General features: G+C 64.6%; 22 protein-coding genes. 11 read left to right on the top strand and 11 right to left on the bottom strand.

From position 1 onward, the window contains the following. Nucleotides 1–235: 235 nt before the first annotated feature. From MTR66_RS08150 to MTR66_RS08135, 4 genes are all read right to left on the bottom strand, one after another. Entirely contained in the window at nucleotides 236–2,965 is a 2,730-nt protein-coding gene (locus MTR66_RS08150) for a xanthine dehydrogenase family protein molybdopterin-binding subunit (protein WP_243919558.1), read from the bottom strand. A gap of 151 nt (nucleotides 2,966–3,116) precedes the next feature. Further along, nucleotides 3,117–3,590, bottom strand: a complete 474-nt coding sequence (locus tag MTR66_RS08145) for a (2Fe-2S)-binding protein (RefSeq protein WP_243919557.1) — start codon at nucleotides 3,588–3,590, stop codon at nucleotides 3,117–3,119. Next, complete coding sequence (locus MTR66_RS21350; protein ID WP_243919556.1) at nucleotides 3,587–4,456, bottom strand: FAD binding domain-containing protein; 870 nt, start codon at nucleotides 4,454–4,456, stop codon at nucleotides 3,587–3,589. The genes MTR66_RS08145 and MTR66_RS21350 overlap by 4 nt, the downstream gene beginning before the upstream one ends. Beyond that, nucleotides 4,453–5,157 carry a CoxG family protein gene (locus MTR66_RS08135; protein WP_243919555.1) on the bottom strand — a complete coding sequence of 235 codons (705 nt, stop codon included), beginning with the start codon at nucleotides 5,155–5,157 and terminating at the stop codon, nucleotides 4,453–4,455. Before MTR66_RS08135 ends, MTR66_RS21350 begins: the two co-directional genes overlap by 4 nt. 216 nt (nucleotides 5,158–5,373) lie before the next feature. Here MTR66_RS08135 and MTR66_RS08130 point away from each other — a divergent pair, with 216 nt between their 5' ends. Next, nucleotides 5,374–6,189: an SDR family NAD(P)-dependent oxidoreductase gene (locus tag MTR66_RS08130; RefSeq protein ID WP_243919554.1), complete on the top strand. Its 816-nt coding sequence runs from the start codon at nucleotides 5,374–5,376 to the stop codon at nucleotides 6,187–6,189. Nucleotides 6,190–6,195: 6 nt separating this feature from the next. On the opposite strand, the gene MTR66_RS08125 is transcribed toward MTR66_RS08130, so the two are convergent. Continuing rightward, nucleotides 6,196–6,567 carry an EthD domain-containing protein gene (locus MTR66_RS08125; protein ID WP_243919551.1) on the bottom strand — a complete coding sequence of 124 codons (372 nt, stop codon included), beginning with the start codon at nucleotides 6,565–6,567 and terminating at the stop codon, nucleotides 6,196–6,198. Nucleotides 6,568–7,179: 612 nt separating this feature from the next. Here MTR66_RS08125 and MTR66_RS08120 point away from each other — a divergent pair. Further along, nucleotides 7,180–7,524, top strand: a complete 345-nt coding sequence (locus MTR66_RS08120; RefSeq protein WP_243919549.1) for a hypothetical protein — start codon at nucleotides 7,180–7,182, stop codon at nucleotides 7,522–7,524. Nucleotides 7,525–7,582: 58 nt separating this feature from the next. On the opposite strand, the gene MTR66_RS08115 is transcribed toward MTR66_RS08120, so the two are convergent. From MTR66_RS08115 to fdhD, 6 genes are all read right to left on the bottom strand, one after another. Beyond that, the gene (locus MTR66_RS08115; RefSeq protein WP_243919547.1) at nucleotides 7,583–9,298 is read right to left on the bottom strand and encodes a flotillin family protein; all 1,716 of its coding nucleotides are present in this window, start codon (nucleotides 9,296–9,298) and stop codon (nucleotides 7,583–7,585) included. Between the two features lie 632 nt (nucleotides 9,299–9,930). Further along, on the bottom strand, nucleotides 9,931–10,383 hold the full coding sequence (locus tag MTR66_RS08110) for a hypothetical protein (RefSeq protein WP_243919542.1): 453 nt from the start codon (nucleotides 10,381–10,383) through the stop codon (nucleotides 9,931–9,933). A gap of 505 nt (nucleotides 10,384–10,888) precedes the next feature. Then, nucleotides 10,889–11,533 (bottom strand): YqiJ family protein, encoded by a 645-nt coding sequence (locus MTR66_RS08105; protein WP_243919540.1) that lies wholly within the window; start codon nucleotides 11,531–11,533, stop codon nucleotides 10,889–10,891. Continuing rightward, the gene (locus tag MTR66_RS08100) at nucleotides 11,526–12,224 is read right to left on the bottom strand and encodes a hypothetical protein (RefSeq protein WP_243919538.1); all 699 of its coding nucleotides are present in this window, start codon (nucleotides 12,222–12,224) and stop codon (nucleotides 11,526–11,528) included. The genes MTR66_RS08105 and MTR66_RS08100 overlap by 8 nt, the downstream gene beginning before the upstream one ends. 160 nt (nucleotides 12,225–12,384) lie before the next feature. Continuing rightward, nucleotides 12,385–13,599: a toxic anion resistance protein gene (locus MTR66_RS08095; RefSeq protein WP_243919536.1), complete on the bottom strand. Its 1,215-nt coding sequence runs from the start codon at nucleotides 13,597–13,599 to the stop codon at nucleotides 12,385–12,387. 247 nt (nucleotides 13,600–13,846) lie between these two features. Beyond that, nucleotides 13,847–14,614, bottom strand: coding sequence for a formate dehydrogenase accessory sulfurtransferase FdhD (fdhD, locus tag MTR66_RS08090; protein ID WP_407673028.1), 768 nt, complete (start codon nucleotides 14,612–14,614; stop codon nucleotides 13,847–13,849). 483 nt (nucleotides 14,615–15,097) lie between these two features. Between fdhD and accD the strand changes: the two genes are divergently transcribed. The 9 genes from accD (at nucleotide 15,098) to MTR66_RS08045 (ending at nucleotide 25,750) form a co-directional block, all read left to right on the top strand. Further along, nucleotides 15,098–15,946 carry an acetyl-CoA carboxylase, carboxyltransferase subunit beta gene (gene accD / locus MTR66_RS08085; RefSeq protein WP_243919534.1) on the top strand — a complete coding sequence of 283 codons (849 nt, stop codon included), beginning with the start codon at nucleotides 15,098–15,100 and terminating at the stop codon, nucleotides 15,944–15,946. Next, entirely contained in the window at nucleotides 15,943–16,401 is a 459-nt protein-coding gene (gene accB / locus MTR66_RS08080) for an acetyl-CoA carboxylase biotin carboxyl carrier protein (protein ID WP_243919533.1), read from the top strand. The genes accD and accB overlap by 4 nt, the downstream gene beginning before the upstream one ends. A gap of 14 nt (nucleotides 16,402–16,415) precedes the next feature. Then, entirely contained in the window at nucleotides 16,416–17,765 is a 1,350-nt protein-coding gene (accC, locus tag MTR66_RS08075; RefSeq protein WP_243919532.1) for an acetyl-CoA carboxylase biotin carboxylase subunit, read from the top strand. Nucleotides 17,766–17,928: 163 nt separating this feature from the next. Further along, complete coding sequence (locus MTR66_RS08070) at nucleotides 17,929–18,876, top strand: acetyl-CoA carboxylase carboxyltransferase subunit alpha (RefSeq protein WP_243919531.1); 948 nt, start codon at nucleotides 17,929–17,931, stop codon at nucleotides 18,874–18,876. Nucleotides 18,877–18,963: 87 nt separating this feature from the next. After that, nucleotides 18,964–19,653 carry a DUF4396 domain-containing protein gene (locus tag MTR66_RS08065; RefSeq protein WP_243919527.1) on the top strand — a complete coding sequence of 230 codons (690 nt, stop codon included), beginning with the start codon at nucleotides 18,964–18,966 and terminating at the stop codon, nucleotides 19,651–19,653. A gap of 193 nt (nucleotides 19,654–19,846) precedes the next feature. After that, nucleotides 19,847–22,486 (top strand): DUF1592 domain-containing protein, encoded by a 2,640-nt coding sequence (locus MTR66_RS08060; RefSeq protein ID WP_243919526.1) that lies wholly within the window; start codon nucleotides 19,847–19,849, stop codon nucleotides 22,484–22,486. Next, nucleotides 22,483–23,823, top strand: coding sequence for a DUF1552 domain-containing protein (locus MTR66_RS08055; RefSeq protein ID WP_243919525.1), 1,341 nt, complete (start codon nucleotides 22,483–22,485; stop codon nucleotides 23,821–23,823). Before MTR66_RS08060 ends, MTR66_RS08055 begins: the two co-directional genes overlap by 4 nt. Continuing rightward, entirely contained in the window at nucleotides 23,816–25,231 is a 1,416-nt protein-coding gene (locus tag MTR66_RS08050; RefSeq protein WP_243919524.1) for an ankyrin repeat domain-containing protein, read from the top strand. Before MTR66_RS08055 ends, MTR66_RS08050 begins: the two co-directional genes overlap by 8 nt. Nucleotides 25,232–25,279: 48 nt before the next feature. Next, nucleotides 25,280–25,750, top strand: coding sequence for a c-type cytochrome (locus MTR66_RS08045; RefSeq protein WP_243919523.1), 471 nt, complete (start codon nucleotides 25,280–25,282; stop codon nucleotides 25,748–25,750). Nucleotides 25,751–25,756 lie beyond the last annotated feature (6 nt).

Genomic DNA, 25,756 nt, shown 5'->3' with positions numbered 1-25,756 from the left:
GGACAAATCCGCGAATTTCTGCGACATACATCACCCCTCCGAACACAATGAATCATTTATTAATAATAATTCAAAAATATTGATCAGCAGATGATGCAGTACATAAAGACAATCGCCTCAAGAACAGAATTAAATTATTTCATACAAGAAGCGGCACCGCACAGTGTAAAACAGCACCGCGCACGCCGTTTATAACACGTTGACGCACCTCAACATTTGCAGGTGGCGGAATGCTCTACGAAGGCCGCACCGCCGTGACCTTCGCCGTGCCGAACATGCCCATCCTGCATTTGCCGGTGATCGTGTCGCCATCCAGCTGGATATCGTACTTGAGCGTAATCTTCATCGGCTTGTCGACCTTGACCTCGAACTTCATCCGGCCGTTATCAATCATGCCGCCGGAAAACTCCTGCCGTCCTTCCGGCGCGGAGAGATAGCCCGACAACGCGGCGCCATCGGTATCGAAATGCGCAAGGAAGGTCTGACCGCCCATCGGGGCCTTGAGCGTCATGTCCCAATCGCCATCGACGCTGCCGGTGGGCGCGGCTGGAGCCGGTTCTGCAACCTCTGGAACCGGGGCAAGGGGTGCCGCAACCGGCGCTGCAGCCACCTTTTCCGGCTGCGCCTGACGGCCGGAGACATCGCGCTGCTCGATCACATCGAGAATGCGCGCGGGGGTGAGCGGCAGCGTCAGTTCCTCGATCTCCCCGAAGGGAGCGAGGGCATCGGCAATCGCGTTCACCAGCGTGGGCGGGCCGATGATGCAGCCGCCCTCGCCCACACCGCGCATCCCGCCGATGGTCTGGGAGGGGGTGTTGGCGTGCAGGTATTCGAAATCCGGCACGTCGAACATCGTCGGCATCAGGTAGTCCTTGAACGTCGCCGCCAGCGGATTGCCGCGCGCGTCGTAAGGCATCTCTTCCAGCAGCACTTGCCCGATCGCCTGCGCCAGGCCGCCCGCGATCTGCCCCTCGACGACGCCGGGGTTGATCACCGTGCCGCAGTCCTCGGCGCTGATCCAGCGCAGGATCTTCACGAAGCCGGTCTCGGCATCGACTTCGACCACGCAGCAATGCGCGGCGCTGGTCATCGTCATCGGCGGCGGCTGGTAGCGGAACTGGGCTTCGAGCCCGCTCGCCATGCCTTCGGGCAGGCGCGCGGGGTCGCCATAGGCAATCTCGGCCAGTTCCTTCAGCGAACGCGACATTTCCGGCGCGCCTTCGACATGGACCATGCCCTCCGCGATAGTCACAGCCTCCACGCTGGCGTTGGAGAGGTGCGCGGCGACGGCCTTGACCTTCTCCGCCAGCAGTTCGGTGGCCCGCCATGTCGCGCCGCCCGCGATCACGCCCTGACGGCTGCCCGCCGCGCCAGGGCCGAAGGCGCCGATGGCGCTGTCCCCCTCGAACACCGCGATGTCCTCGTAAGCGACGCCCAGCCGGTCCGCGATGACTTGCGCCATTGTCGTCGCCGTGCCGTGCCCCTGCGAATGGGTGGAGAGCATGGCGACGACTTTGCCGGTGGGTTCGATGCGCAGATGCACTGTCTCGCCCGTCATCGGCTGCATCGCGCCGGCAGAGCCCGTGGGCTCGATATAAGTCGCGATGCCCATGCCGAGATAGCGGCCCTCCTTGCGCGCCTCCGCCTGTTCCTTCCGGAAAGCGGCGATATCGACGTGGGCCACCAGCTTTTCGAGGCATTCGCCGGGGGTGATGTCCGTCACCTCGATGCCCATGCTGGAAGTGACCGGCTGCTCGGGCAGATAGAGCAGGTTCCGCCGCCGCAGCTCCACCGGATCGATACCCAGCTTGCGCGCGGCCTTGTCCAGCGTGGTCTCGCGGATCAGCGATTCCATCGCCCAGGGCCCGCGATAGCCGCCCAGCCCCATCGTATTGGTGTACCAGCCGCGCGTGACGAAGCCGTAGGCGGGCAGCTTGTGCGCGGGCCACATGAACATGTGCACGGCGATATTGGCATCCTCGCCCATCGGCCAGGCGCCGTTGTTGCAGGCATAGTCCGACCATGCGGCGAGCAACCTGCCCTCCTCGTCGAGCCCGATGGTGAGCGTCACTTCCTGCTCGCGCGCGTGGCTGGAGGCGGTGAGCGCCTCGTAGCGGTCCTCGATCCACTTGAGCGGGCGGCCGAACAGCCGCGCCGCCACGACCACCGCCACTTCCTCGCGCCAGGGGATGTTCTTGAGGCCGAAGCCGCCGCCCACGTCTTTCGCGATCACCCGGATCGATTCCTGCGGCAGCCCCAGAACCAGCGCCACATAGCGCGCAGCGAGGTGCGGGCTCTGGCAGCCCACCCACACCGTCATTTCGCCCGAGCCCTCGGGCGAGGCGACGCAAGCGCGGCATTCCATCGGCGACTGGGCAATGCGCTGGTGGCGGATCGTGTGGGTGACGACATGCGGCGCCTTGTCGAGCAGCGGCTGAATCACCTCTTCCAACATGTCCGCATCGCCCATTTCGGCGGCCACATTGTCGTCCCTGTCCGGGTGGACGAGCGGGCCGGTCCTGGCATCGGCGATAGTGACGAGGGCTGTTTCTTCCTCGATCTCCAGCTCGACCAGTGCGGCGGCATCTTCCGCCTGCGCGCGGCTTTCGGCGATGACCATGCAGACCGGATCGCCGACGCAGGCGACGCGCCCGTCCGCCAGCAGCGTCACCGGGCTTTCGATGGGCGTGAAGAAGAAGCTCATCATCTGCACCGGGATCGCGGCGAGATCGGCCTGCGTGTAGATCGCCTGCACCCCCGGCATCTCGCGCGCGACGTCGAGACCGATGGACACGATCCGCCCGCGCGCGACGGGGCTGCGGACATAGGCCACATGCATCATGCCCGGCAGTTGGACGTCGTCGGTGAACTGGCCGCGCCCGGTCAGCAGGCGGCCGTCTTCCTTGCGCGGGGTGCGCTCGCCGACATAGCGCGTGGCGCCGACGCTGCTGGCGTGAAAGCTCATGCCCACGCCCTCCGATCCGCGCCGACAAGCCCCTCCCCTTCAGGGGAGGGGTTGGGGTGGGGGCAGGCCCCACAGACTGCGCTTGGTCGAGAGCCCCCACCCCCGGCCCCTCCCCTGAAGGGGAGGGGGGAAGGAACTGCGAAAATGGGGGTCATACCGCTTCTCCCGCAAGCTGCCTGATCGCGCGGCGGATGCCCTGATAGCCAGTGCAGCGGCACACATGGCCGGACATCGCCGCTTCCATATCCTGCGCCGTGGCGGCGGGATCATCGTCCAGCACCGCGGCCAGGGTGATCGCCACGCCCGGCGTGCAGAACCCGCATTGCAGGCCGAAATTGTCCTGCAGCGCCTGCTGCACGCGGTGGAGTGTGCCGTCCGGCGCCGCCAGCCCTTCCACTGTGGTGATCTCGCACCCGTCCGCCTGCACCGCCAGCATGAGGCAGGATCGCACGGCGACGCCATCCACCCGCACTGTACAGGCGCCGCAGACGCCGTGCTCGCAGGCAAGGTGCGTGCCGGTATAGCCCAGCCCTTCGCGCAGGAATTCGCCGAGACTGGCGCGTGCCTCTACCGTGGCGGTGTGGCGGCGGCCGTTGACCGTGATATCTATCCTGTGCTCGCTCATGCCACGCTCCTGATGTCGAGAGCCTCGCGCAAGGTGCGGGCGAAGATGCGCTTGCCCACCGTGCGGCGGTATTCGGCGCTGGCGTGGTGATCGTCGAACGGCGCGGTATCGGCCACGGCGAGCGCCGCCACGGCATCGGCATCGATGTCGCCGAGGCCCGTGCCCAGCAGCGCCGCTTCCGCCTGACGGGCCCTCACCGGCACCGGCCCCATGCCGAACCACGCGATCCCGGCCCGCGCGATGGAGCCGCCTTCCAGCGCCAATGCGCCCACCATGCCGACGAGCGCGAAGTCGCCGGGGCGCTGCGCCACTTCGCGGAACAGCACCACGTGGCCTTCTGGCCAGTCGGGATAGGTGATCCCCGTCACCAGTTCGTCAGGCTCCAGCACCGTCATGTAAGGGCCGAGGTAGAACTCCTCCGCCTTGACACTGCGCCTGCCGCGTACCGAGGCGATCTCGATCTCCGCCCCCAGCGCCACAGCGGTGGCAGGCATTTCCGCCGCCGGTTCGCCCAGTGCGATCGAGCCGCCCACGGTGCCCCGGTTGCGCGTCTGGTAATGGCCGACATGGCCGAGCGCCGTCACCAGCGCCGGAAGCTGGCGGGCCAGCGTGGCATCGCGCAAGGCCTCCGCCTGCCGCGTGGCCGGGCCGATGCGCGTGGCGCCCCCGGCGCGCGACACGCCCTTCAGCTCCGCAATGCCGTTGATATCGACGAGGATGAAGGGCTGGCTCATGCGCAGGTTAAGCAACGGCATCAGCGTCTGCCCGCCCGCGATCACCGTGGCGCCGCCGCCCGCCTCGGAGAGGATCGCACAGGCCTCGGCAATGCTGGCCGGGCGCACATAGTCGAACGGCGCGGGCTTCACTGGCCACCTCCGCCGATCCGCCCGCCGCGTCCGGCCTCGAAAGCCACGGCGGCCGTGACGACCAGCAGCACCGCCACCATCAGCAAGCCGAAACCGGCAAAGTGCATGCGCCCCAGCGTAAAGCCCGTCAGCAAGGCCAGAACCAGCGCAGCGATCCAGCCCCACAGAGGCACGGGCCGGGCGGAAACGGCAGGCGGCGCGGGAGCAACCGCAGGCGCCGCCTCCCCCGCCGTTTCAGCCACCGGCGCGGCAGCTCCGCCGCCGCCCACCACTTCGCCGAACTTGGCGAAGAACTTGCCCGCAAGGTTCTTTGCGGTCGCATCGATAATCGGTCCGCCAAGCTGCGCCATGCGCCCGCCGACTTCCGCCTCCACCTCATAGGACACCAGCGTCCCGCCGCCCGGCGCCTCGGACAAGCGCACTTTGGCGCCGCCTTTCGCCGAACCGGCAATGCCGCCATTGCCCGAACCGGTGATCGTATAGCCATTAGGAGCATCGATATCCGAAAGCTGCACATGGCCTTTGAAACGCGCCCCGATCGGCCCGATCTTCACTTCGGCAACCGCCACGAACTTGTCCGCCCCATCGCGCTCAAGGCTCTGGCAGCCCGGGATGCACTGGGCGAGGACCGCGGGATCGTTCAGCGCCTCCCACACCTTCTGGCGCGGCGCGGCAATCCGCTGCTCGCCGGTCATCTGCATTCGCGTCTCTCCCCAATGTTCCGCTGCTCGGATCTGGCGCAGATAGAACGCCGGGACAGGCCGGGACGCAACCCCTATGAGCGATAATAGATCATATTTCCTTAGAACACCCACTCATCGCCGCCGCGTTGGGCCACGGCGGCATCGCACTGGCCGCAGCGCACCGCGGGGGTTAGGTAACGCCTCAAAGCAAACAGCAAAGGATTGGAAGAGGTCATGAGCGCAGTTCCCGGAACAGTCGTCGTCACCGGTGCCGCAGGCGGCATGGGCAAGCCCGCCGCGATCCGCTTCGCCTCGCGCGGGCACTCGCTGCTGCTGTGCGATCTTCATGCCGAACCGCTGGAAGTGCTCGCCTCCGTGCTGCGCGGCACCGGGGTGAAGGTCGATATCCTGGCGGGCGACATCGCCGCACCTGACTTCCCCCAGCAGATCCTGGACAAGCTGGGCGAGACGCCGATCTCCGCGCTGATCCATACGGCGGGCCTCTCGCCGACAATGGCGGACGTAGACCGCATCTTCGCCGTCAACTACGATGCCACCGAAAAGCTGCTCGCCGGGCTGCTGCCGCGCTTTTCGCAAGGTGCCTGCGCGGTGCTGATCTCGTCGGTCTCCGCCTACATGCTCAGCGATCCGGCCATGTTGGGCGCGATCCGCAAGTTCGTCGCCACCGGCCACCGCGAGGAAATCGCCCCCTACATGACCAATCCGGGCATCAGCTATGCGATTTCCAAGAAAGCGGTGATCCACATGGTGGAGCGCGAGGCCGCTCCCTTCGGCGCCATGGGCATCCGCATCGTCTCGGTCGCGCCGGGCTTCATCGACACCCCGATGGGCAAGGCCGAAGCCGAATCGAACGAGCAGCTGCGCGCGATGATCGGGATGGTTCCGCAAGGCCGCATGGGCCACGGCGATGAGATCGCCTCGGTCGTCGAATTCCTGTGCTCGAACGGCGCGTCCTACATCAGCGGCACCGATATCCGCGTGGACGGCGGCATCGTCGGCCATCTGGGCATGATGCACGCGGGGAAATAACGGCGCTCAGCCTTCCTGAACGGGGGACTCGCACTCTACCACCGTAGCGATACGGAAGGAAAACCTGTCGAACAGGTTCTTCTCGTCCGCGATGATCTCCTCCGGCATCAGGCTGGAGGTGATATAGGCGAGCGTGCCGCGATAGATCTTCTCGTCATCGAACCACAGTTCAGTGATGACATCGGGCCCATCGGTAAACGCGCCGGTCTCTGGATGCGGCTGCGGATCGATGTAACGGCGGATATAGCGCTTCACGCCGCGGGAGTACTTTTCCGCCAAAGGCGCGTGCTGCGTTTCGTAATAGTCGCGGAACTGCTCGACGGAGATATCCGGCCTGCGCTTCATGAACAGCAGGATCTTGTAGGTTTTATCCGGCATATTTAGCCTCTCTCCCCGCCTGTTGCAGCCTTTCCTACCCGTCCAACACAGGAGCCCTGCTTAATATTTTCCGCCCCGGCGATTAGAACGTAGCGACTTTGGATATTGTTCAATAGCAAAATTGAACCGAACTCCGACAGAAATAACGGGACACTCAATTCGTCAACTCGAACAAACAAGTCTGATATCCCCCGGGGCGTCGGCGAGATCAAGGACATAGAGAGGACATTTTCAAAGCCAGGAACCGCCGCAGGCGGTGATGATTACGGCGAACGACGCTCTCACCCATCGATCGCGCAGATGTGTGCGACAGATTTGCCATTATTGTTACATTACTTGAATTGCAGGATTTGTTCCCCTAATGTTCCAATTGAACAACAAGGGATAAACAATGCCCAATCACTCTCCCTCGATGGAGCGTCAATCCGCCGAATGTCTCGCATTCGAGCACTATCTCAGAACGGGAAGACGGCTTTCGCCGCATCTCTTCCAGTCGAGAACCGAGCGCAAGTTCAATCCATATCATGATCCCCGCAACGGCCGATTCACATTCGCCCCCGGAAGCGTTCGCGCTCTGAGACACGTCGTCATTTCCCGGACAAGGCGATGAACATGCAGAAGCCATATGCTCCCTACATCCCCAAGAGCATCAGTGAATTGATGGATCTTCTGGGTTGGATGATCCTCCATTCACCGAAATTTGAAGATGATAGCGGTCATTTCCCCGGACAAAGCATCGACACAGAATTCTTCGCTCTAAACGAAGGTCTGAAGAGCATTCGCAAGAAAGTGGGCGAAGAAAACTACCAGAAACTCGCCGAACTGTCTGAGCAGATGCGCGTGCACTTCGAAGCCGATCCCGAGGATAAGACCGAAGACGGAATCAAGGGGCGTGACTGTATCATGGACATGGAGGACATTCTCCGGGCCAGCAACCGTAGCAAGCTGGGCAGATAGAGCAGTCTGCGAGGAATGGAAAAGCCCGGGAGATCGTCTCTCCCGGGCTTCCTTTCGTTCAGTTCACCGTCTTGGGGCTGTAAACCTCATCCCCTGACGCGTCGTTGTCCGCCGCTTCAGGGGCTTGCGGAACCTGCGGCTCCACCGCGCCCTTGACCATCGTGGCCAGCGAAGCGCCGTCGAGGCCGAGTTCCTTCATCAACCCGTCGATCACCGGCGCCTGTGCGCGGTAGGCGAGCGCTGCGCTCACCGCATCGTTGGCGAGGTTGCCCGAGCCTCCGACGGGAGCCCCGGTGCCGCCCGCTGCGCCGCCCTTTTGCGTGAGGCCATCGACCTGCACGATCTTGATCGAGTCGATCGCTTCCATCGGCCGCACGCTCTCGCGCACGACTTCGGGCAAGACTTTCAGCAGCGCCATCTTCATCTGCAGCGAGACCTGATCCGAAGACAGCAGGTTCGCTGCCTCGTTGATCGCGCGCTGACCGGCAGCCTCGACCTCGAAACGCACACGCGCCGCTTCGGCACGCAGCTTCTCGGCTTCGGCCTCACCTTCCGCTTCCAGCCTTGCGGCCTGGGCGCGGTTGGATGCAGCTTCCTTTTCGGCCTCGGCTTCGACCTTGACCGAAATCGCCTGACGTTCGGCCTCCTTGGCCGCCTCGATCAGCTCGATCCTCTTCAGACGCTCGGCCACTTCGGTTTCGCGGCTGGTCGCGACCTGTTCCTCGGCAGCCACCGCCTTGGCGCGGGCCTCGTCCGCCTCGGCCTTGGCCTGGCTTTCCTCGCGGCTCTTGTTCTGGATCGCGATCTGCTGCTCCTGACGGGCCAGCTCGACCGCCTGAGCCTGTGCGATCTGGGCTTCCTGGACTGTCCGGTCCGCCTCGATCTGGCGCGAATCAACCTGCTGCTTGGCCTCGATGCGGGCTTCGTCCGCCTCGCGGCCGCGTGCGGCCTGTTCGCGGGCAACTTCCGCTGCCTGCTCGGCCCGGCGCATTTCGACTTCGCGTTCCTGTTCCAGACGCGCGAACTCGTTATCGCGCTGGATCTGCAGCGACTGCCGGTCGGCTTCGAGGTTCTTGGTCTCCATCTGCACGCGCGTGTCCTGCTCGATGTCGTTGCGCGTTTTCTTGCGCAGCTCGATCTGCTCGGTCAGCTTGGTCAGACCTTCCGCGTCAAACGCGTTGTTCGCATTGAAGTGCTCGATCGACGTCTGGTCGAGGCCGGTCAGCGAGACCGATTCCAGTTCCAGACCGTTCATCGCCAGGTCCGCAGCGGATACCTGCTGCACTTTCTGCACGAAGTCCGCGCGCTGTTCGTGAAGCTGGTTCATCGACATCCCCGCCGCGACCGAGCGCAGCGCGTCCACGAACTTGCCCTCGACAAGATCCTTCAGCGCCTCGGGGTGCATCGTGCGCGCGCCGAGCGTCTGCGCGGCCATGGCAATGGCGCCCGCATCGGGACGGACACGCACGTAGAACTCCGCCTTCACGTCGATCCGCAAGCGGTCGAGCGTGATCAGGGCGTCCCCGTTCTTGCGTTCCACGGCCAGACGCACGGTGTTCATATTGACCGGCATCGTCTCGTGAAAGATCGGCAGCACCAGAGCGCCGCCATTCATCACGACCTTTTCGCCGCCGATGCCCGTTCGCACGAACGCGATTTCCTTGCTCGCGCGCCGGTAGAGCCGCGCCAGCATCACGCCGAACACGATCAGCAGGATCACAATGCCACCGGCAAGGATGCCGATGCCGAATAGGCCGTTCGAAAGGCCGTCCATTTTCATTTCTCCTTCAAGGGGATGCTGCGGACGGCACTATGCCCCGCTCTCGATTTCATCCCAACTCAAATGCGCGCACGCAGTTAAGCTTGAATGACCTCGGATCGCTTTCCCGCGCCCGGCAAGGGCGCATGGCGTCAGACAGATTTCAGACGAAACCCGCCCTCACCGGCTTGAAGTCCAGAACCATGCTGGCAGTTATTTGAAGTCGCGGCAGGACCGGAACGGTCACCGCGCCATAAAACAGGATCGCAGCCTGCACGAACCGCGTTCGATACTGGCGCTCATCTTCCGCTTCTCCGAACCAAGATGCTGCGGACGGCACAGCGCCCCGCTCTCGATTTCATCTTGTCTTTGAGTGGTATAGCGGATGCTGGGGGCGGCTCATAGGAAAACCGGATTATTGCGAGTCGATTGCATTTGGAGATTGCGGAAATTTAATCGTGGCTTAGACTCCAATGCATCACTAGCCAGAAAGTCGCAAAGGCAACGGCAGCCGAAGTCTGTGGCGGCGTGAAGCCGCATATGCGCTAGAGCGGACTTTACGGAGACGACGACAAAATGGACGTCGCTCGACTGAAGGAGCTAGGGTTTACCATTCAATCTTGAGCGCGTTGTAACCGCATATGCGGTTAGACAAGGCTCAGGCTCAATCTCGCTAAAGGCGGCAAGTTCAAATCTAGTTCTGGCCGGGACGAACCGATCGTTGTAGAATGACCAAATAGCCCGTTTGCGTCCTTTTTCGGTCGTTTGACTTTGCGGATTGTCGGCTCCACCTCTAACGCGAAGTTTGCAGTCCGACCTTGGCAAACATCCTTGAACTTACGATCCCAAGCTGCCTGCTTCGATGCCTCGAAGTCCCACTCGTCGAGTGTCTTGATCAGTTTCAGACGAGCTCGGCCATCTTTGCATTCAACTGCGAAGATGCAGGCGTCGTTGCCCGGTGCACGGTTAGCGATGTACCAGTTCGCGGATTCGATGAGTTCATCCTTCGAAAGATGAGACCAGCTTTGGTAATGCTGCCACCACTGGATTGGTCCAGCTACCAACAAGAATATCGCGACCGGAAGGGCAAGAGCCAGCACGCAACCGTATCGCCTGATGTTTAATCGCACATACGCCAATAAACACGCCAGCTATCGCAGAACAAGGAGAAAAGCCTCTACTGACTGGCAGCCCGACATTGCCGCCATTCCACAGGTCAATGAAGCTATCTCTTCACGGCCAACAGAACCGCTGGTGCAATTAGGACTACCCCCAAGCCCCAGTGCCACCAGCGAGGATTCTGAATATGTCGCACTGAGCGACTAAACGCCACTCCCAGTCCGGCGAACAGGATGAGCGCTGCACTTACGAACTTCGCATTCTCTCCTTGCGAAACAACGCCAATCCCCCATGCTCCCAGCAAGCAGATAAATATGCTGATCCAGAGATATACCTGCAACAGGAAGCGCCACACTGCATCGAAGGCATAAAAGGTCCGGTTGGTGCGCATATGGTCTGCCTAACTAGGTTGCGCTGCGTGCGCTTACCACCCAAAATGCAGATGCAGGCAGGAGAAGATCCAATCGAAGCTTCTGCTTGCTGCCTTCAATCCAGCTTCGGCAAATAGTGATCCCCGCGCGCGATAGCCTTGAACAGTTCGCCCTCGCGCCGCACCAGCAGCACCTTTTCGTTCTGGACGAAGCGCTGGTCCGCATTGTCCGGTTCCAGCATCACGTAGTGCACCTGCCCGAAGTGGTCGGTAACTTTGGCGCGCGCCGGATTGCCCGGCGTAGCGGTGCCGATCACCACTTCCGCCTCGCGCCCGACGAGCGCACCAACGTTGATGGCGGTGGTCTCGTCCTTGGGCAGCACCCGGCCGAGCGGGCGGGATATCGCGCCCGTGGCGGGCAGCGCGACCAGGGCTGCGCCCGCGCTCACCAGCCAGGCGGACCATGGCGCGCCGGTGAGCGCTTCCAGAAAGTGCTGCCCGGCGAGGCCGATCACGCCGAAGAGCGACAGCAGGATCATCAGCCACATCATGAACGGGATGCGGCCCACGCCGATCAGCGAGAGCAGCCCCGCATCGACCGCCAGATCGTGATCGACATCGACTCCGACATCCACATCCGCATCGAGATCGGCCCCGAGCAGATCGCCGAGGCCCGCCAGTTGCAGCACGGCGAGCAGCGCCACCACGCCCAGCGCCACCGAGAACGGCATATTTCCCGGCTCGGTCAGCAGCTCAATCACGATCGACGTACTTGGTTTCAAGGAAACGGTTGCGCGTGGCCAGCGCGTCGATGTCGTTCCGCGAGAGGTCGAGGCTCATTGCCTCGATTTCGTCGGAAATGACGCTGAGGCCATCCACAAGCTGCTCGGACGGGCTGGCGCCGCTGACGCCCGGTTTGCTGCGCAGCGCGGCGGGAATACGGGTGTAGCTGTCCACCAGCCCGGGCAGATGCTCGGTCAACAGCTTGCGCACTTCGCGCGCGGCCGGGCCGGTCTCCTCCATCGCGGCGAGCTGCGGGGCGATCTGTTCGAGGCGCACGCCGATCATGTCTATGGCATCGACCGCCGCATTGGGCAGCGCGCGGCGCTTGCCTTCCAGCCACAGTTCGGCCGAGCCTGCCAGTTCGGGCAGGCTCGCGCTTTCCAGATCCCCGGCATGGGTGCGCGGGGCCGCCGGGTAGATCGAGAGCATCACGAACACCGCGATGCCCAGCAGGATCGAGAGCATTCCCGCCATGAACGAAATGCCGCCGAGCACCAGCGCCGTCACCAGCGTGGCGATCCAGATGCCCGAGAGCGCGAAGAACGCGCGGCGGATGCGGCGCAGGCGGAAGCGCCAGCGCTCCTTGCGGGCGTTGTAGAGCCGGGCGGCGCGCTGGCGGCGGGCGGCGCGGATGATTTCCTGTGATACGCGGGCGGGAGTTTGGGCCATGTTACGCCAATCCTCCCTGTTCCCGCAGGGAATGGGGAGGTGGCAGCCCGCAGGGCTGACGGAGGGGCTTCTCCCCCCTCCACCACCCGCTGCGCGGGCGGTCCCCCTCCCCATCGCGGCGCGACAGGGAGGATTGGGTGATCTCACGGCTGCTCATCGCTTACTGGTCCACGCCCTCCAGCAGCGAAGGCGCGGCCTTGCCGTCGGCGGTGACGCCTTCCGCCTGCCCCTGGGCACGGGCGATATAGGCCTTGGACTTGTCGATCTCGCCTTCCAGCGAGGTGACCGTCTGCTTCATCGAATCGAGCGCTTTCAGCTTGAAGGTATCGATCGAATCCATCGTGTCGTAGATGTTCTGGAACGCGCGGCTCAGCGTTTCGAGCGGGATCGTCGAACTGGAGGCCTGCTCGTGGATGCGCGCGGTGTTGTCCTTCAGCATCTGGCCGGTGCCGTCGATGATATTGGCCGTGGTGGTGTTGAGCGCGGTAATCTGGTCGAGCACCAGCTTCTGGTTCGCCATCGCCTGCGCCACCGTGACCGCCGTGCGCAGCGCGCCGACGGTGGTGGTGGAGGCGCGGTCCACGCCCTTGATCAGCTCGACATTGTTCTTCTTCACCAGATCGAGCGCGAGATAGCCCTGCACCGTCACCGCCATCTGCGTCAGCAAGTCCTGCGTGCGCTGGCGGACATAGAACAGCGCAGACTCGCGCACGGCCTTGGCCTTGGCGGGATCGGTGTGATCGAGATCATTCGCCTTCTCCTCCAGCGCCCCGTCGAGCGCCTTGGACATGAAGACCATCTGTTCGAGCTTGCCCATGGCCGCCCACAGGTTCTGCCGCTCCACGTCGATCGCGGCATTGTCCATCAGCAGCTCGTCCTTGCCGTTCTGCAGGCGAGTGAGGATAGCGCTGATGTGGCCCTGCGCGCTCTGGTAGCCTTCGAAGTAATTGCGCAGCTTGGAACCGAACGGGATGATGCCGAAGAGCTTACGCTTGCTCAGCAGATCGCCCTTGGTCGAAGGATCGAGGTCTTCCACGGTGCGGCGCAGCTCGGCGAGATCGGCGCCCACGCCCGCATCCTTGTCCATCGCGCGCACAGGACGGTCGAGGAAGCGGTTGGACTGCCCAGCCGCCTCGGTAATCTCCTTGCGGCCCATGTTGGTGATCTGGTCGACACGGCGGCCGAACTCGGGCGAGTTCGAATCCTGCGAGACCAGATCGGTCACGAATTCATCGACCCGAACCTGCAGCTTGCTCTTCTGCTCTTCTCCCACCGGCACGAGACCGGCGGCGCGCTCGGGCTTTACGGCCGGCACGGGATCGGGCGGGGTCAGCTTCAGCTCGCCCGCGGTATCCTGGTCGGTCAGTACGGCCATGTTGGGAAATCCTTGTCTTTCAAACCCCGGAAGAAAGAGAAATCTAGAATTACCCGCCGCCGACTACAAGGAAAACCGGACCCGCGCGGGACTGGTAGTCGATGAACGTCAAATGGGGATCGACATTCGGCGGCGAATTGTCCGTTCCCCCTCCCGTTCGTGTCGAGCCCCTCGACTTGCTCGGGATAAACTTCGGCCTTTCATGCCGAGCAAGTCGAGGGGCTCGACACGAACGGAGAGACGGATTTCAATCCACCAGCAGCATCGAATCGTCGCGCGCCACCACTGCCAGCGCCAGCCCGGCCGCTTTCGCGCGGCGCACGGCGAGATCGCTCGGCGCGGAGATCGTCACCAGCAGCGGGCAGCCCGCGCGCACGGTCTTTTCGACGAGTTCGTAGGAACAGCGCGAGGTCATGACGATAAAGCCCTCCGCCGCCGCCAGCCCCTGCCGCGCCAGAGCGCCGGTGAGCTTGTCCAGCGCATTGTGCCGCCCGACATCCTCGCGCACCAGCAGCACGTCGCCCTCTTCACTACAGAATGCCGCCGCGTGCGTGGCGCGGGTGAGGCGGCCCAGCGGCTGGCGCTCCGCAAACATATCGAGCGCGCGGCGGATCGCCTCGGGCGCGGCCTTGCTGCGGCGGGGCAGTGACGGCAGCGGCCGCAGCGCCGCTTCCACCCCCTCGATCCCGCAGATGCCGCAGGAACTGTCTCCCACCCGGCGCCTTGCGCGTTCGAGGATCGGGCCGAGGCGATCGGGCGGCAGGTTGACGCGCGCGACATGGCCCGTGCCCCAGGCGCCGTTCTCCACCGCATGCAGCGCGACATCGCCCACTTCGCCCGGCCCGGCCAGCCCTTCTGCGACAAGGAACCCCGTCACGAAATCTTCCAGATCCAGCGGCGTTGCCATCATTACCGCATAGGCAATTCCGTTGGTCTCGATCGCCACCGGCGCCTCGACCGGCACCGCCATGGCGCGCGGTGCTTCCGCCGGAGCGTGATAGGGACTGCGACGCACTTGCACTTGCGCCGCCCCGCTTGCTGCATCGGAATGGTCCAGTTCGCTGCTCCTGCCTCAACCGGATGGCCACCGGCGCCTTTCAGCCCCCTTCATAGCGCGGGACCGCAGGAAGGCCATGCCGGGAAGCCATCTTGCGCAAAGCAGAATTTTTACCGTAGCCCCCGGACAAAGCGCTCGCACGATTGTATCCACTCATCCCACAACTTGCGTAAGTTTTATCCAGAAATTTCTACTTTTGCATACAAAATAGCAAATCACGCCATCCCGGGATCGCTCTTTTGCAACTGGGCAAAACCGCAGTTCCCCACAGACAACGCCAAATTGGCTTGCGGCACTGGAACCCTTTCCCCTAAACGCGCCGCTCATTCCGGCGTTGCGCACCAAGAACAAAGGGGCAGGCACGGCGTTTCCCGGAATGGTTCGAGGCGTGGCTATGGCGCCCCGTCTCTATCCTGTTCAACAAGATCGGTACGCACCAAAATGAGTTGGCTCAGCAAGGTCCGCAATTCGCTTTCCAGTCTGGCGAAACGCGACACGCCCGACAATCTCTGGATGAAATGCCCGAGCTGCGGCGAAATGCTTTTCGCCAAGGATTTCGAGGCCAATCTTTCGGTGTGCCCGCATTGCCAGCACCACGGCCGCATCGCCACGCAGGCGCGCTTCGATCTGCTGCTCGATGCCGGTTACGCCGTGCTGCCCACGCCCCGGGTGCCGGAAAACCCGCTGGGCTTTCGCGATACCAAGAAATACCCCGACCGCCTGAGGGCCGCCCGCGCCGCCAATCCCTTCCCCGATGCCCTCACCAATGCCTTCGGCACGGTGGACGGGCGCAAGGCGGTGCTCGGCGTGCAGGACTTCAAGTTCATGGGCGGTTCGATGGGCATGGCCGTGGGCGAGGCTTTCGTGGCCGGCGTCGAGCGCGCCATGGCCGAAAGCTGCGCTTACGTGATCTGCACCGCGGCGGGCGGCGCCCGCATGCAGGAGGGCATCCTCTCGCTGATGCAGATGCCCAAGACCACCGTGGCCACCCGGCGCCTTGCCGCCGCAGGTCTGCCCTATATCGTGATCCTGACCGATCCCACCACCGGCGGCGTCACCGCGAGCTATGCCATGCTCGGCGACGTGCAGATCGCCGAGCCGGGCGCGCTCATCGGCTTTGCCGGGCAGCGCGTGATTCAGGACACGATCCGTGAAAAACTCCCCGACGGCTTCCAGCGCGCCGAATATCTTCATGCCCACGGCATGGTGGACATGGTAATCCACCGCAGGGACATGAAGTCCACGCTGGCAACGCTGCTCGAGTATCTTGAACGAAAGGACGTCGCGTGAATATCGATAGCGCTCTGGTTCGCGAACTGGCGGAACTCCTGGCGGAAACCGGCCTCTCGGAAATCGAGGTGGAAGACGGTGACCGCAAGATCCGCGTCAGCCGCCAGATGATCCAGCAGATGGCCGCCGCGGCCATGCCCGCCATGCCGATGGCGGCTGCCCCGGCCGCTGCCGCTCCGGCCGCCGCCCCCGCTGCCGAAGCCGCCCCTGCCGCAGCTCCGGTGGACGCGGTGAAGTCGCCGATGGTCGGCACGGTCTATCTCGCGCCCGAGCCGGGCGCGGCGGACTTCATCTCGGTCGGCAAGGCCGTGAAGGAAGGCGACGTGCTGCTGATCGTGGAAGCCATGAAAGTGATGAACCAGATCACCGCACCCAAGTCCGGCACCGTCACGGCCATTCTCGTCGACAACCAGCAGCCGGTCGAGTTCGACCAGCCGCTCGTGGTGATTGGCTGAGAACGGGGCGCTTCATGGCCATCAAACGCCTCCTGATTGCCAACCGCGGCGAAATCGCGCTGCGCATCCACCGCGCCGCGCGCGAGATGGGCATCGAAACCGTCGCGGTGCACTCCACCGCCGATGCCGATGCGATGCATGTGCGCCTTGCCGATCATGCCGTGTGCATCGGTCCGGCTTCCGCCGCGAACAGCTATCTCAATGTCGCCGCGATCATCTCGGCGGCCGAGATCACGCATGCCGATGCGATCCATCCCGGCTACGGCTTCCTGTCCGAGAATGCCCGCTTCGCCGAAATCGTCGAAGCGCATGACATCGCCTGGGTCGGCCCCAAGCCCGAACATATCCGCACCATGGGCGACAAGGTGGAGGCCAAGCGCACCGCGGGCGCCCTCGGCCTGCCGCTGGTGCCCGGCTCGGACGGCGCGATCGAGGATTTCGGCGAAGCGCGCGCGCTGGCCGAAAAGATCGGCTACCCGGTGATCATCAAGGCGGCCTCCGGCGGCGGCGGGCGCGGCATGAAAGTCGTGAACTCGGCCGAAGAGCTGGAAAGCCAGATGGGCCAGGCCCGCTCGGAAGCCAAGGCCGCGTTCGGCGACGCCACCGTCTACATGGAAAAGTACCTCGGCAATCCGCGGCACATCGAATTCCAGGTCTTCGGTGATGGTAACGGCAAGGCCGTGCATCTGGGCGAGCGCGACTGCTCCTTGCAGCGCCGCCACCAGAAAGTGCTCGAAGAAGCGCCCTCCCCCGTCATCACGCCCGAAGAGCGCGAGCGCATGGGCGGCATCGTCGCCAAGGCCATGGCCGACATGGGCTATCGCGGCGCGGGCACGATCGAATTCCTGTGGGAAAAGGGCGAGTTCTACTTCATCGAGATGAACACCCGCCTGCAGGTGGAGCATCCGGTGACCGAAGCGATCACCGGCGTCGATCTGGTGCGTGAACAGATCCGCATTGCGGCGGGCAAGCCGCTCTCGTTCACGCAGGACGAGCTGGAGTTCAAGGGCCACGCCATCGAGTGCCGCATCAACGCGGAAGACCCGTGGACCTTCACCCCCTCGCCCGGTCTGGTGGACAGCTACCACGCGGCAGGCGGCATGAACGTGCGCGTCGATTCCGGGCTCTATGCCGGATACCGCATTCCGCCCTACTACGATTCGATGATCGGCAAGCTGATCGTCTCCGGCCGCACCCGCAAGGGCGCGATCATGCGCCTCAAGCGCGCGCTGGAGGAAATGGTGATCGGCGGCGTCAAGACCTCGATCCCGCTGCATCAGGCGCTGCTGGAAGACCCCGAGTTCAACAGCGGCGACTACACGATCAAGTGGCTCGAAGAGTGGCTGGCGAAGAGGGCCGGATGATGATCGCACGATACAATCCTCCCCGGCACGGGGAGGGGGACCATCGCGCAGCGATGGTGGAGGGGCACGCGCCGCACGGCATGCCCTCTCATAGTCCCGTAAACCGCCTGTACCCCTCCACCATGCTTCGCATGGTTCCCCTCCCCGTATCGGGGAGGATAGCATGATTTCGTTCCTGGACTTCGAAAAGCCGATTGCCGAGCTGGAAATGCGCATCGCGGACCTGCGCGCGACGGCCGGTGGAAGCGACCTCGATATCGAGGCGGAAATCGGCAAGCTCGAAAAGAAGAGCGCCGCACTGCTCGCCAGCACTTACGGCAAGCTGTCCCCCTGGCAGAAGACGCAAGTCGCCCGCCATCCGCAGCGCCCGCACTTCGTGGATTACATCCGCCTCGTCTTCACCGATTTCGTGCCGCTGGGCGGTGATCGCCTCTATGGCGAGGATGCCGCGATCATCGGCGGCTTTGCAAAGCTGGACGGCCGCAAGGTCATGGTGATCGGCCACGAAAAGGGGCACGACACCGCCAGCCGCATCAAGCACAACTTCGGCATGGCCAAGCCCGAAGGCTACCGCAAGGCGATCCGCCTGATGGAGATGGCCAGCAAGTTCGGCCTGCCGGTGGTGACGCTGGTCGATACCGCAGGCGCCTTCCCCGGCGTCGAGGCCGAGGAACGCGGCCAAGCCGAAGCCATTGCCCGCTCGACCGAGGCCTGCCTGGCGCTCAAAGTGCCGATGGTGGCAGCGATCGTCGGCGAAGGCGGCTCGGGCGGCGCGGTGGCGATTGCCAGCGCCAACAAAGTGCTGATGCTGGAACACGCGGTCTATTCGGTGATCTCGCCCGAGGGCGCCTCCTCGATCCTGTGGCGCACGCCGGACAAGGCCGCCGATGCAGCCACCGCCATGAAAGTGACCGCGCAGGACCTGCTGAGCCTCAACGTGATCGACGGCATCGTGCCCGAACCCGTAGGCGGCGCCCACCGCGACCCCACCCGCACGGCCCGCGCGCTGGCCGACGCGTTGGGGCGCGAATTCTCGGCACTGGACGCACTGGCCCCGGCAGACCTGCTGCGCCAGCGCGAAGAGCGGTTCCTGGCGATCGGGGCGCTCTGACAGCCGGTTTCGGAACAAACCTGCGCCCGCGCTGATTGATGGACTGTGGCCTCCCGGGCCAGTCTATCAATCAGACTAGGGTGTTTCATGTTCTCCGCACTGTTTCACGATCTGGCCACTCTCTCGCTTTGCGTGGGGTTTGCGAGCGCGGTGTGGATGCTCGCCACGGTGCTGCGCCATCCGCCGCACATGAAAGTGATGGCGTGGGTCTGGCCCTTGTGTGCGCTGTTCCTTGGCCCGCTGCTGATCCTCTTCCACGCCCGGCATGGAGGACATGGACACGCGAGCAGCGGCAAGCCGCGCGCCGCCACAATCGCAAAGGGCACGCTTCATTGCGGCGCAGGCTGCGCGCTCGCCGACATGATCGCCGAAACACTGGCCTTGCTGTTTCCCGCCTTGCTGACCGTGTTCGGCCTGCACTGGCTCTTTGCCGAAAGGATCTTCGCCGCCTGGGTGTTCGATTTCCTTCTCGCGCTGAGCTTCGGCATCGCCTTCCAGTATTTCGCCATCGCGCCGATGCGAGGCCTGGGCCTGACGGACGGCCTGCGTGAAGCCGCCAAGGCCGATACGCTGTCGCTCACGTGCTGGCAGATCGGCATGTACGGATTCATGGCCATGGCGCATTTCTGGTTCTTCCCGCATATCCTGGGGCGCACCTTCGATGCCGCTACGCCGGAATTCTGGTTCGCCATGCAGGGCGCCATGATCGCCGGGTTCATCACCGCATTCCCGATCAACCGGTGGCTCATTGCCAGAGGGATCAAGGAAGCGATGTAAACGTCGAAAATGACCGGAAATTCTCCCCGCGGCAGGCCTGCGTACGATTTTTGTGCGCATGCCGTCCGTTTATTGGCAATAGACGCAACACCCCCTAGCCGATAGTCCAAAGTCCCGGCAGAACCCTTGCCGCAGCAAGGGCAGGCAGGCCGCCCACGATGACGGCGACCGGCAAACGGGGTCAAAACATTTCATGAGCCTGAAACGGCGTTTTTCCATCGGCAGCAGCGCGCTTGCGGCAAGCGCGCTGATCACGGCCGCCGCCGTCTATGCCGCGCAGGATGGAGAGCCGGGCACGGCGGCTGGCGCTGCACCGGCCGCAGCCGAAGCGCAGGCGGCGATGATCGAGCCGATGCTCGATAAGTACTGCTCCCGCTGCCACAACGATTTCGACATGGTCGCCAATCTCTCGGTCGAAGACCTCAAGGCCAGCGACATCCGCACCGGCAAGCACGCCGAAGCCTGGGAAAAGATCCTGCGCCGCGTCGCCGCAGGCGAAATGCCGCCCCATTCCAAGCCGCAGCCCGATCCCGCCATGCGCGCCGCCTTCGTGCAGTGGCTAGACCGCTCGCGTGCCAGCTTTGCCGCCGCCCATCCCGATCCGGGCAAGGCGACGCTGCGCCGCCTCAACCGCTACGAATACGCCAATGCCGTGCGCGATCTGCTCTCGCTCGATGCCGATTTCAGCCGCGAGCTGCCGCAAGACAATTCGGGCTTCGGCTTCGACAATATCGCCGACGTGCTCACCGTCTCGCCCACACTGATGGAGCGCTATGTGGCGGTGGCGGGCAAAGTCGGGCGGCTAGCGACCGGCCTCACCTCCCGCCGCGAATTCGTGACGACCTGGCAGGTGCCCAAGGACGGTTCGGTCAAGAACTCGGGCGTTCCGGCCTATAACGAGCGGGCGAGCGCGGATCTGCCGCTGGCCTCTCGCGGGGGCGGCGCCTTTGCGTACTTCGCGCGCTATGACGGCGAGTACGAGATCACCGCCTGGCTCAATTCGAACACCAACAACGAGACCGACCGCCTCATTGAAGACCGCTATTCGGTGCGCGTTCCGGTAAAGGCAGGCGCGCACCGCGTGGGCCTTTCGTTCCGCCGCAAGATCTGGCCGGACGAGACCGTGCAGACGCTGCGCAACGATACCGACAAAGTGCCGCTGCCGCTCGATCCGCCGCAGATGCTGCCGCTCGACGTCTGGGTGGACGGGCAGCGCGTCTCGACGCTCGAAGTGCCCTCCTACCGGATGCACCAGCGCTATTCGCAGCAGAACTTCCCGCGCGACGTGCTCCAGATCGACGTGGCCGGGCCCTACAACGCCCACGGCGTGCCCGATACGCCGAGCCGCCGCGCGATTTTCACCTGCCACCCGAAGAAGGCCGCGCAGGAAGAGGCCTGCGCACAAAAGATCGTCTCCACCCTCGCCCGCCGCGCCTGGCGCCGTCCGGTAGGGGCCTTCGATATTGCCCCCGTCATGCGCATCTATGCGCAGGAGCGCGCGGCATCGGATTTCGAACACGGCGTGGAAGCCGCTCTGGAAGCCATCCTCGTCTCGCCCGAATTCCTCTTCGTGGTCGAGAGCGATCCGGCGGGCAGCCTGCCGGGCAGCGTCCACACCGTGTCCGATCTGGAACTGGCGACGCGCCTCTCGCTGTTCCTGTGGAGCAGCATTCCGGACGAGCGCCTGCTCGCGCTAGCCGAACAAGGCAAGCTGCGCACGCCGGGCGTGCTGGACGGTGAAATCGCGCGGATGCTGGCCGATCCCAAGGCCAGGGCGCTCACCGGCAATTTCGCCGGGCAATGGCTCTACTTGCGCAATCTCGACCAGCAAAAGCCGGACATCGATGCCTTCCCGAAGTTCGACACGCGCCTGAAACAGGCCATGGCGACCGAGACGGAAATGTTCTTCGCCAGCGTGCTCACCGGCAACCGCCCGGTGACGGACTTTATCGAATCCGATTACACTTTCCTCAACCAGCGGCTGGCCGAGCACTATGGCATTCCCGGCGTTACCGGCACGGCCTTTCGCAAAGTCCATCTCAAGCCCGAATGGCATCGCGGCGGGCTGCTGGGGCAGGCGAGCATTCTCACCGTCACCTCCTACAACAACCACACTTCGGTGGTGAAACGCGGCAAGTGGATCCTCGACAATATCCTCGCCTCACCGCCGCCCCCGCCGCCGCCCAACGTGCCCGCGCTCAAGACCGAACATGACGGGCGGCTGCTGAGCGCGCGCGAGCAGCTCGAACTGCATCGTGCCAACCCCACCTGCGCGGCCTGCCATGTAAAGATGGACCCGCTCGGCTTCGCGCTCGAAAACTTCGATGCCGTGGGCGGCTGGCGCACCGTGGATGCGGGCCAGCCGATCGACAGCGGCGCCGTGCTGCCCGACGGCACCAAGTTCGCCGGGATCGGCGGCCTCCAGCAGATCCTGATGAACCGCAAGGACGAGTTCGCCCAGGCCTTCACCGAGCGACTGATGATCTATGCCCTCGCGCGCGGTCTCGGGCCGCAGGACATGCCCGAAGTGCGCAGCATCGCCAGCGATGCCGCCGCCGACGGCTACCGCGTGCGCGCCATCATCAAGGGCATCGTCACCAGCCCTGCCTTCACCATGCGCAAGACGCCGGAGCGGTTCAAGGCGGCTTATGCGTCCACCCAGTCCTCCCTGTCGCGCAGCGATGGGGAGGGGGACCGCCCGCGCAGCGGGTGGTGGAGGGGTAAGAAAACCCCTCCGTCATTCGCTACGCGAATGCCACCTCCCCATTCCCTACGGGAACAGGGAGGATCGAAATCCACCGCCATCCCCCAGGCAGGAAGCCCCGTGAAATGAGGATCACCCGCAAGCCCCTCTCCCGCCGCACCGTGTTGCGCGGTGCGGGCACGGCCATGGCCCTGCCGTTCCTCGAAGCGATGATGCCCGGCGCCTATGCGGCGGACATCGGCGCGCGGCCCAAGCGGCTGCAGGTGTTCTATTCGCCCAACGGCATGACCATGCCCGAATACCGTCCCACGGGCGAAGGCACCGCGTTCACCCTGCCCCCCACGCTGGAGCCGCTGGAGCCGCACAAGGACGCGATCACTTTCATCACCGGGCTCGGCCATCCGCAGGCCGCGGCGATGGGCGATGCGCCTGCCGGGCACGGCCGCTCCTGCCCCGCCTTCCTCACCGGCGCGCACGCCCGGCAGACCGAGGGGCCGGACATCCGCTGCGGCACCTCGATGGATCAGGTCTTCGCCGCGCATCTGGGCGATGCCACGCAGATCCCCTCGACGGAACTGAGCATCGACCTGCCGAGCATGGCCGGAAGCTGCGACATCAATTACTCCTGCGCCTATACCAACGGCATTTCGTGGCTCACCCCCACGGTGCCGCTGCCGGTGGAGGCCAATCCGCGCGCGGTGTTCGAGCGGCTGTTCGGCGACGGCGAAGCGCTCGATGAAAAGAGCCGCCTTGCCCGGCTGCGCAAGCAGGCCTCGATCCTCGATTTCGTGATGGAGGATACCGCGCGGCTTTCGGGCAAGCTGGGCATGGAAGACCGGCGCAAGCTGGACGAATACCTCGATGCCACCCGCGCCATCGAAAAACGCATCCAGCGCGCGGAAAGCTCGCCCCCGCCCGCACAGGCCGCATCGATGACCCAGCCCGCGGGCATTCCCGACGATTTCGCCGAACACGTAAAGCTGATGATCGATCTGCAGATCCTCGCCATGCAGGCGGACATGACGCGGGTGGGCACGTTCATGATCGGCCGCGAACTGTCCAACCGCACGTACCCTGAAATCGGCGTGCCGGATTCGCACCACATGCTGAGCCATCACGGCAACAACCCCGAAAAGATGCGCCAGCTGGCCAAGATCAACCGCTATCACATGACCTTCTTCGCCTATGCCCTGCAGCGGATGAAGGAGACGAAGGACGGCGAAGGCTCGCTGTTCGATCGCACGCTGGTGATCCGGGGATCGGCTTTCGGCGATTCCAACGAGCACGATTTTCTGGACCTGCCCGTCGCCGTGTCCGGCGGGCTGGTGCAAGGCGGGCGCCATGTGCGGGTGGAACACGGCACCACCATGTCCAACCTGCTGCTGGCCGGGCTCAACCTGCTGGACGTGCCGGTGACATCGTTCGGGGACAGCACCGGGCCGCTGCAGGAGCTGATCCGTGCGTAGGGGGAAATACACCCCCACTCCGCTCGTCCTGAGCTTGTCGAAGGACGCTGGCGCCGCGCGGGGAACACCCTTCGACAAGCTCAGGGTGAGCGGGGTAGGGTGTTGGACCGCGCTAGCTTTTGCCGCCAGCCTAGCCCTCACACCCTCCGCCCACGCATCCAGCGATCCCGATGCCCTCGCCCGCGCGATCCGGGCGGACGACACCGCAGGCACCGCGGCCGTGCTCGAAGCCGGAACCAGCGCGAACGCAGCGCTGGCCTACAACGAAAGCCCCCTCGCTCACGCCATTGAAACGCAGGACCCGGCGCTGGTGGCCACGCTGCTGCGCCACGGCGCCAGGCCGGACACCGCCGATGCGCTCGGCCTCACCCCGCTGGCCCTTGCCTGCGAGCGCGGCAATGGCGCCATCGTCGATTCCCTGCTCGATGCCCGGGCGAATGTCCGCAAGGCCGGGCCGGACGGCGCCAGCCCGCTGGCGGTCTGCGCGCGCTTTGCTCCCGCCGACACGGTCACGCGGATGCTGGCCATGGGCGCGAAGCCCGAAGCCGCCGACGCGCGCGGCCAGACGCCGCTGATGTGGGCGGCCTCTTCAGGCAATCTGGGCGCCATGGCCGCGCTGCTGAAGGCCGGGGCCAGGGTCAACCGGGTAACGCCGGGGCGCTTCACGCCGCTGGCCTTCGCGATCAAGAGCGGGGTTCCCGAAGCTGCGAAACTGCTGCTCGATGCCGGTGCGGACGCATCATGGCGCGGGCCGGAGAACACCAGCGCGGTGCAGCTTGCAATGTACCAGAAGAACTGGGGTGCCGCCGCCCTGCTGGTGGAACGCAGCTTCGCAGACCTTTCCGCGCGCGACCGCAACGGCAACCAGCTTCTCCACGTGGCCGCCGCCGGAGGCGATGCCGGGCTGGTGGCGCTGCTGCTGGCGAAAGGCGCCGATCCCGATGGCCTCACCGGCCCTTCCAAGATCAAGTGGGTGACGGAGGCCAATTTCGGCGTGCCGCCGCCGCCCGTCCCGCCCACACCGCCGCTGCTGATCGCGGCGCAGAACGGGCAGACCGGCGCGATGAAGCAACTGACCGCCGCCGGGGCCGACACCGCCTTCGTTACCGGGAACGGCACCAACGTGGTGCTCGCCGCCGCGCATAGCCACAGCCCGGAAGCGCTGGACTATGCGCTCAGCCTCGCGCCGGATGCCGATACCGCCGATGCCAATGGCATGACGCCGCTGCATCTGCTGCTCTACGGTGGCTGGCATCCGCAGCTCGAAGCGATGCTGCGCGTCCTCGCCCAACACGGCGCGCGCACCGATATTCCCGACAAGTCCGGCAAGACCGCCGCGCAAGCCGCAGCGGGCGGCCTTACGACGGTTCGTGACGCCTACACCCATGCTTTTGCAGCCAGCCCGTAATGTGTTAGCACCTGCAGCATCCTGCCCCCTCTCACTCAGGAAAAGACCATGACCCGACCCAAATTCGCTGCTCTTACTGCTCTTGGCCTTGCCGCTGCCGCTGTGGTGTGCGGTGCCACGCTTGCCACGGCCGCGCCTTCGGCGGGCACCACGATTGCCACGCGCAAGGCCAACTTCAAGAAAATGGGCGCCGCGATGAAGGCGCTGAAGGGCGAGCTTTCGGGCACGCCGGACAAGGCCGCCGTGCTCAAGGCCGCGAAGACCATCGCCGCGACGGGCCGCGTTCAGGCCAAGCTCTTCCCCGCCGGCACCGGCCCCTCCTCGGGCGAGAAGACCGACGCCCTGCCCGCCATCTGGACCAAGCGTGCGACTTTCGATGCTGGAATGACCAAACTGGTGACCGAGGCCGACAAGCTGATCACCGTCGCCAACACGGGTAATGCCTCTGCCATGCAGGCGCAGTTCCGCGCGGTGGGCGGCACTTGCGGCGCCTGCCACAAGCAGTTCCGCGCCGACTGAGCAGCA

The organism is Novosphingobium beihaiense, assembly GCF_022832375.1.
Classification (GTDB): Bacteria; Pseudomonadota; Alphaproteobacteria; order Sphingomonadales; family Sphingomonadaceae; genus Novosphingobium; species Novosphingobium beihaiensis.
Note: the sequence above shows the minus strand (reverse complement) of the source record. Positions and strands in the feature narration are given on the sequence as shown.